Genomic DNA, 6,768 nt, shown 5'->3' with positions numbered 1-6,768 from the left:
CCTTCGCGTAGCTCGCTCTCATTTTCGGTGTAATGTAAAATACAGCCATTATCGCCGCGGCCAACAATCGTACCGTAGGCAGGAAAGCGTGCGCCGCTACGGTTAAATTCGTGGTGAATTTCAGCTTCTAGATGATATTCAAACAACCCCGGACGCGCACACTGCATCGCCCGGCAATGCCCACGGGCTGATATCTCAGCCGCCGTTCGCATCAGTGCAATTTCAGCCTCTGATTTAAACAGACGCATTTCATGCACCAGTGGCCGCCAGTCATACTGGGTATTAATCGGCTGTAACCCCTGACGAAATCCGTTACGCAGTGCAGCCAATGTACGGCTGACCGCAAGATCAGCATAGGTATATTCACCTTCAGCATGGTACAGCGCTGACAGCCCGGTGAGCAAAGTCGGTAATGTCTGCTCAAGCGTGTCATAGCTAAAGGCTTCATCAACAGCCAGCGTTTCCAGTGCCGGTTGCTGCCCCAGACGGCGGCCATGCCAGATCTCTGCCAGCTTATCGTTAACGCGATTAAACAGTATTGTCTGTGTTTTTTGATCGCGCTTAATCAAAATCAGCGCAGCTTCCGGCTCATTGAAGGTAGTGAAGTACCAAAAATCACTGTTTTGGCGGAAAGGATAATCACTGTCGCGGCTACGGGTGCGCTCTGGTGCGGCAAAAAAAATGGCGGCACTGTTCTCGACCATTTGCGCCAAAAGTGCTTGGCGGCGGCTGACTACCTGCTGAATATCCATCTCATTATCCTTCTGAGCCGTGCGGTAACAGGGTGGTTTCTGCCGCCGGCTGTTTATGATTTATAGGCTGCTTACTGATAGTGATTTAACCGTACGTGCTATCGCGCATCTGTGCGCATGCCCCCACAATCTGGCGGCATGCGCTGTATATTATGATCAATGCAGTGTTGGTTTGCTGTTTTCACCGGCTAATGGCTGCTCGGCAAACGCATTGAAACAGAGCATCGCTGCCATACGAACGTACTCAGCCACCTCTTCGAGTGATTGAGCCAGCTCTTCTTGATCTTCCTCTTCGTCATACCCCAGTTGTGAGATATTAACCAGATCATCAATCACTTCGCCCACTTCATCCGGCGTTTTCTTCAAATCTGGCTGGGCAATACCCAAACCGACCAGAAATTGGCTTACCCATTCAGCCAGTGCATCTACTCTGTCGAAGACTGATTCGTCATCACTTGGCAAAAAGAGATCAAAGCCAAACTCATCATCGTTTAGAGTTTGTTTGATGTTCAGTTGCATAGCTTGAACTTGCTGTAATAGCACGCTTGGATAGGCCTGACCTTCGTTGGTCAGGTCATATAAACTGGCCTTCCAGCTGTCATCTTTTATCCCGCCACACAGAAATCCACTAAGCAATCCGTGCAGTTCGGCGGCGCTAATGGCAATGCCTTGGCTCATCAGGGTTGCACAGAATGTTGGATAATCTGAAATTGCCGTTGTATTCATGTATTAAGATTCCATTTTACGGTATAAAGCGGGAATTGATATTGGTATGCTATCACCAGCCCACGCCTGCGACCAGAACGTGCATGCACCTTTCTCGTGAATATGCGCTCAAAAAGTGCGAGCGAAAAGTTGGTGTGCAGTCATGCATGTATCGGAAACAGGTTATCACGTAAGAAACCAGGCAGGAGCTTGGCATGAGCACAGCAGAACCGGTTGATATTCAAATTCTCGGACGATTAATCCGAGTCAACTGCCCAGAAGAGCAGAAACAGGCGCTTGCGCTTTCCGCAGATGATCTCAATAAGCGGTTGCAAGAGCTAAAACAACGCACTAAAGTAACTAATACAGAGCAGCTAGCACTCATTGTGGCACTGAACATGGTGAATGAGCTTGCTCAAGAGCGTCGCAAGACTCAAGAGTACGCAGCCAGTATGGAACAGCGGATCCGTATGTTGCAAAGTACTATTGAGCAGGCGCTGGTTGAACAGGGACAGTTAACACATACGCGGCACGGAGAGAACGCAAGATTCGAATAATGTGCTTTTTAAATCGGTGATAAACTGGTATAACAGCATTAAGTTCTGAATTACGCGAGCAACGCGTATATATTATGCTGAGTTGTACGTGAAAGCATAATATAAAGAACACTACAAATTTGTCCCTGAGATGTTCGTCAGCGGGTTCGTCCCCTGAGCCGATATTCAATCTCTACAGAGCCTGTCGACTCTGCGACCGGTGAGCATGCTCAGCTTGCTGAGAAGCCTAAAAGTTGCAACGGTAGGCTCACCTTGAACCCCGGGTTCAAGGGCTACCACCCGTAGCGGCATCTTGGGGACATCCACTTCGCTTTTTCTATCCTTATCACAGCTTTGTGTGTTGTCTGTTTTCGGTCAGTCTGATTGGAATATTCAGTGAACACCTTATCTTTATCGTCAAAACAACAACCATCTTCACAACAACAACGCCAGCATTTACGCCAGAAAATTCGTACCCAACGCCAACAACTAAGCCCTGCCCAACAACACATTGCCGCCGAAACACTGGCTTTAAAAGCACTCAAACACCCTTTTTTTCGGGATGCACAGCAGATTGCGCTCTATCTTGCCGTAGACGGGGAGTTAAACACGCTTCCGCTGATTCATGCCTTATGGCAGTGTAATAAACAGGTGTATCTGCCGGTATTGCACCCATTCTCTGCCGGAAATTTGCTTTTTTTGGCCTATAGACCAAATACCAACATGACACTCAACCGTTACAACATTGCCGAACCTCGGCTTGATGTACGAGATCTTATACCGGCATCGGCACTGGATTTGATCTGTACGCCGTTGGTCGCATTTGATGATCGTGGCCACCGCTTAGGGATGGGCGGCGGGTTTTACGATCGAACTCTGGCTGCGTTCATGCCAACCAAAATGGTGGTATCCCCCCCAAAAGTACCGCAGATTATCGGGCTGGCACATGATTGTCAGCGGGTAAATGCGGTTCCGCAAGAGGCGTGGGATATTCCGTTGCCTGCCATACTCACGCCACAACAGCAGTGGTTCTGGTGAGTTCACCCGCAAATTTCACGCAATGACACAAATAGCAAAACCCCGTTACATAATTACTGCAACAATCGCGTTCAATCACTAAACGCAAAATTCACACCGTAAGGTTGTTGCATGAAACTTCTCCATCTTCTCTCGAGCATCACTCTGCTGCTGTTATTGCAAGGTTGTGATCAGGCTCTCCCCGTGTCTGAGCTGCCGGTATCGCGCCCTGTAAAATTGTTTTCCCTTGAAAATACACAGCTCTTAAACGCGGTTGTTCCCGGCCGTTTAGAAGCCAATCAGCGCGCAGAGTTAGCCTTTGATGTTGCTGGCCGTTTAACCACATTACCGGCCACCGAAGGTCAGCGGGTGACAAAAAATCAGCTTCTAGCACAGCTTAACGATACCGATTTTCGCAGTAAATTGCGTAGCGCCGAGGCTGAATATCAGCGGGCTAATGCAGATTATCAGCGTGGAAAGACGCTGTTTGAGAATAAAAAAGCCATTTCACAAGCGGAGTTAGAGAAACTGCGGGCACAAGCGGCAGTAACCAAAGCCACATTAGAACAAGCCCGTAAAGCGGTCAGTGATACCCGTTTGCTTGCGCCTTTTGATGGCGTGGTCAGTAAAGTGCTGGTAAATAACCACGAAAATATCAATGCCAAACAAGCGGTTGTGATCATGCAAGATCTACAATCTTTTGAGATCCGCCTGCAAATCACCGAAAAGCAATTGCTCAGTTCCGAACGCCAAATGAATACGCTGTATGCCACCGTTTCCGGTATACCCAACCGCGAATTTGCACTGAAATTTAAAACTATTGCTACCGAACCGGATGCGGTTACCGGCACGTATGAGGCGGTGCTGACCATGCCCGCACCGGATGACTTGCCGTTATTACCGGGCATGACAGTCTCTGTTTCTGCGCGAACTGCCACATCAGCATCCTCAGACACGCTGCATGTTCCTGCAGTAGCCGTGCTACAAGAGAGCGGTTCAACGCAACATTATGTCTGGCGTTATAACGCACAGCTCAAACAGGCACAAAAAACGGCTGTCGAGTTGGGTGCACTGCAAGGCGAGTATGTTGTGATTAACAAAGGCCTGCAGCCAAATGATCAGATCATTGTGGCCGGTATTCACGCCGTACGTGATGGTATGCCTGTACACCCGCTGCAATAAGAGGTTGTGATGAATCTGGTTCGATTTTTCCTTGAAAAAAGAACAGTCAGCTGGCTGCTGGTTCTTTTTATTCTGCTGGCCGGTTACGGCAGCTTCCAAAAACTGGGGCGTTTTGAAGACCCCGAGTTTACGATTCGGGTCGCAGCAATCAGCACCCCCTACCCTGGCGCGAGCGCGGAACAGGTAGCCGAGCACGTTACCGATAAGATAGAGGCAGCCTTACAGCAATTGCCGGAGGTGGATGAGATCCGCTCTAACTCATACCGCGGTCTATCCAGTATTCAGTTTGAAGCGCGTGTCGAGTTCGATAAACAGAGCCTGCAACAGGTGTGGGATAAACTGCGCCGTAAAATGCAGGAGGTTGAGCGCGAATTACCGGCTGGAGCAGGGCCTATCATCATTAATGATGATTTTGGTGATGTGTACGGGCTATTTTATGCCCTGACCGGTGAAGGATACTCATTTGCCGAGCTAAAACTCACAGCAGATATGTTGCGTAAAGAGCTGGCGCTGGTCTCAGGTGTCGCGAAAGTGGCGCTCTGGGGCGAACAAAACCAGCAGGTGTATCTTGAGATCCCGACCAGTAAGCTGGCGAATCTTGGTTTACAGGCAAGCCAAATCCACCAACAGCTACAAAATGCGATTACACTTGCCCCGACCGCTACGCTAGATGTCGCCAATGAGCGCCTAGCGCTCGGCCCGATGAATAATATTACTGAGATCAATGCACTAAACGAGCTGTTAATCAGTGATGGCCAAGGCCGCACTTTCCGCCTTGGTGATATTGGCCATGTCTCGCTTGGTTATCAAGAGCCAAGCAGTGCCCAACTCTACTTTGACGGTCAACCAGCCATTGGGCTGGGTGTTAGCAATATTTCCGGCGGAAACATTGTTGAAATGGGCCGCAATGTCAGCGCACGGCTGGCAGATCTGCAATCGCGAATCCCGGTCGGGATGTCGCTACAGGTTATATCCCATCAGGGTGAAACCGTTGATGCGTCAATCAGTGATTTTGTTGATAATCTGATTGCGGCTGTTGCCATTGTGGTTGTTACCCTGCTGATTTTTATGGGGATGCGTTCAGGTCTACTGATTGGTTTTGTATTGCTGCTGACCGTTGCCGCAACGCTTATCATCATGCAGATTGACGGCATTGATATGCAGCGTATCTCACTTGGCGCACTGATCATTGCACTCGGTATGCTGGTTGATAACGCCATTGTGGTTACCGAAGGTATTTTAATCCGTACCCAAAAAGGCGAAGATCCCAAAGAGGCGGCACTGGCCATTGTAAAACAGACCATCTGGCCACTGCTCGGTGGTACCGTCGTCGGTATTATGGCTTTCAGTGCGATCGGTTTATCGCCGGATAATACCGGTGAATATGCCGGCAGCCTATTTTGGGTCATCATGTACTCAATGCTACTTAGCTGGTTATTGGCCGTTACCTTAACTCCGCTATTTTGCGTACAACTATTTCGGGCGGCAAAAACCAATCAGGAAGTGGCTGTCGGTAAGTTTTTGCGCGGTTATCAGTCGGTTCTAGCTGCCTGCATTCGCCTGCGCTGGCCAACATTGATAGCCTGTGTTGTGATGCTCGTGCTGGCAGTGATCGGCATGAAATTTGTGCCACCGGGCTTTTTTCCGGCCTCAACGCGCGCACAGTTTGTGGTTGATTACTGGTTGCCACAAGGCACACGTATTGAGCGCACCAATCAGGAAGTACGTGAAATTGATGCCTTTGTCCGCAGTCTGCCGGAAGTTAAAAGCACCACAACATTAGTCGGCTCAGGAGGGTTGCGCTTTATGCTGGTCTATGGCGCAGAAGAGCCGAACAGCAGCTATGCGCAACTGTTGGTGGATGTAGAAGACTGGAAAGTGATTGATTCACTGATGCCAAAAATCCGCGCGCACATTGAACAACACTACCCAGATGCCATGCCAAAAGTGTGGAAATTCCAACTCGGCCCAGGCGGTGGATCAAAAATTGAAGCCAAGTTCAGCGGCCCTGATACCAAAATATTACGCCAGTTAGCCGAACAAGCGCGGCAAATTTATCTCGATGATGGCGGCATGACAGCCATTAAAGATGACTGGCGGCAACCAGTAAAAGTCGTACAACCTATTTGGGATGAAGCCAAAGCCAGACAAAGCGGCTTTAATGCCAGCGATCTGGATCGCGCCATCAGCCAGTATTTTAATGGTAATCGTATCGGCCAATATCAACATGGCGACGATCTGCTACCGGTCATTGCCCGTCCACCGGCCAGTGAGCGTGAACAGATTGAAGCTCTGTACAATGTGCGTATACAGCCAGAAGGCAGCCGCGAAACGCTCGCCTTAAGCCAGTTTATTGTGCGCCTCGATCCGGTGTGGGAAAACGCGATTGTCCGGCGGGTTGATCGTTTCCCGACCATCAAAGTACAAGGCGATCCGGCAACTGAACTGACCGGCGTTGTATTTCAGCGCGTAAAAACTGCTGTAGAAGCCATTCCGCTACCACCGGGTTACAGCTTAAGCTGGGGGGGAGAGTTTGGTGATTCATCAGAAGCCAATGCCGGCATCATGCAGATACT

At 49.6% G+C, this 6,768-nt stretch carries 6 protein-coding genes and 1 other RNA gene; 5 read left to right on the top strand and 2 right to left on the bottom strand.

Annotation, left to right across the window (positions count from 1 at the left end; all coding sequences use genetic code 11):
• Positions 1-752, bottom strand: a 752-nt coding sequence (locus tag ACRC27_RS13970) for an aminopeptidase P N-terminal domain-containing protein (RefSeq protein WP_438640156.1), incomplete at its 3' end; no start/stop codon positions are given.
• 156 nt (positions 753-908) lie between these two features.
• On the bottom strand, positions 909-1,478 hold the full coding sequence (locus ACRC27_RS13965) for a YecA family protein (RefSeq protein ID WP_438622482.1): 570 nt from the start codon (positions 1,476-1,478) through the stop codon (positions 909-911).
• Between the two features lie 194 nt (positions 1,479-1,672).
• On the opposite strand from ACRC27_RS13965, the gene zapA reads away from it, so the two are divergent.
• From zapA to ACRC27_RS13940, 5 genes are all read left to right on the top strand, one after another.
• Positions 1,673-2,014: a cell division protein ZapA gene (gene zapA / locus ACRC27_RS13960; RefSeq protein WP_438622481.1), complete on the top strand. Its 342-nt coding sequence runs from the start codon at positions 1,673-1,675 to the stop codon at positions 2,012-2,014.
• Positions 2,015-2,133: 119 nt separating this feature from the next.
• Positions 2,134-2,317, top strand: a non-coding RNA gene (gene ssrS, locus ACRC27_RS13955) — 6S RNA.
• 72 nt (positions 2,318-2,389) lie between these two features.
• Entirely contained in the window at positions 2,390-3,031 is a 642-nt protein-coding gene (locus ACRC27_RS13950) for a 5-formyltetrahydrofolate cyclo-ligase (protein WP_438640155.1), read from the top strand.
• A 111-nt stretch (positions 3,032-3,142) separates the two neighbouring features.
• Positions 3,143-4,192: an efflux RND transporter periplasmic adaptor subunit gene (locus ACRC27_RS13945; RefSeq protein WP_438640154.1), complete on the top strand. Its 1,050-nt coding sequence runs from the start codon at positions 3,143-3,145 to the stop codon at positions 4,190-4,192.
• Between the two features lie 9 nt (positions 4,193-4,201).
• A partial coding sequence (locus ACRC27_RS13940; protein WP_438640153.1) for an efflux RND transporter permease subunit occupies positions 4,202-6,768 on the top strand: 2,567 nt, incomplete at its 3' end.

The sequence above is a fragment of the Plesiomonas sp. genome, assembly GCF_051650925.1.
GTDB lineage: Bacteria > Pseudomonadota > Gammaproteobacteria > Enterobacterales > CAMTGL01 > Plesiomonas.
Note: the sequence above shows the minus strand (reverse complement) of the source record. Positions and strands in the feature narration are given on the sequence as shown.

Bases quoted from the DNA above. Each gene is read 5' to 3' on its own strand.
- ACRC27_RS13965 (WP_438622482.1), bottom strand. From the start codon at position 1,478: ATGAATACAACGGCAATTTCAGATTATCCAACATTCTGTGCAACCCTG.
- zapA (WP_438622481.1), top strand. From the start codon at position 1,673: ATGAGCACAGCAGAACCGGTTGATATTCAAATTCTCGGACGATTAATC.
- ACRC27_RS13945 (WP_438640154.1), top strand. From the start codon at position 3,143: ATGAAACTTCTCCATCTTCTCTCGAGCATCACTCTGCTGCTGTTATTG.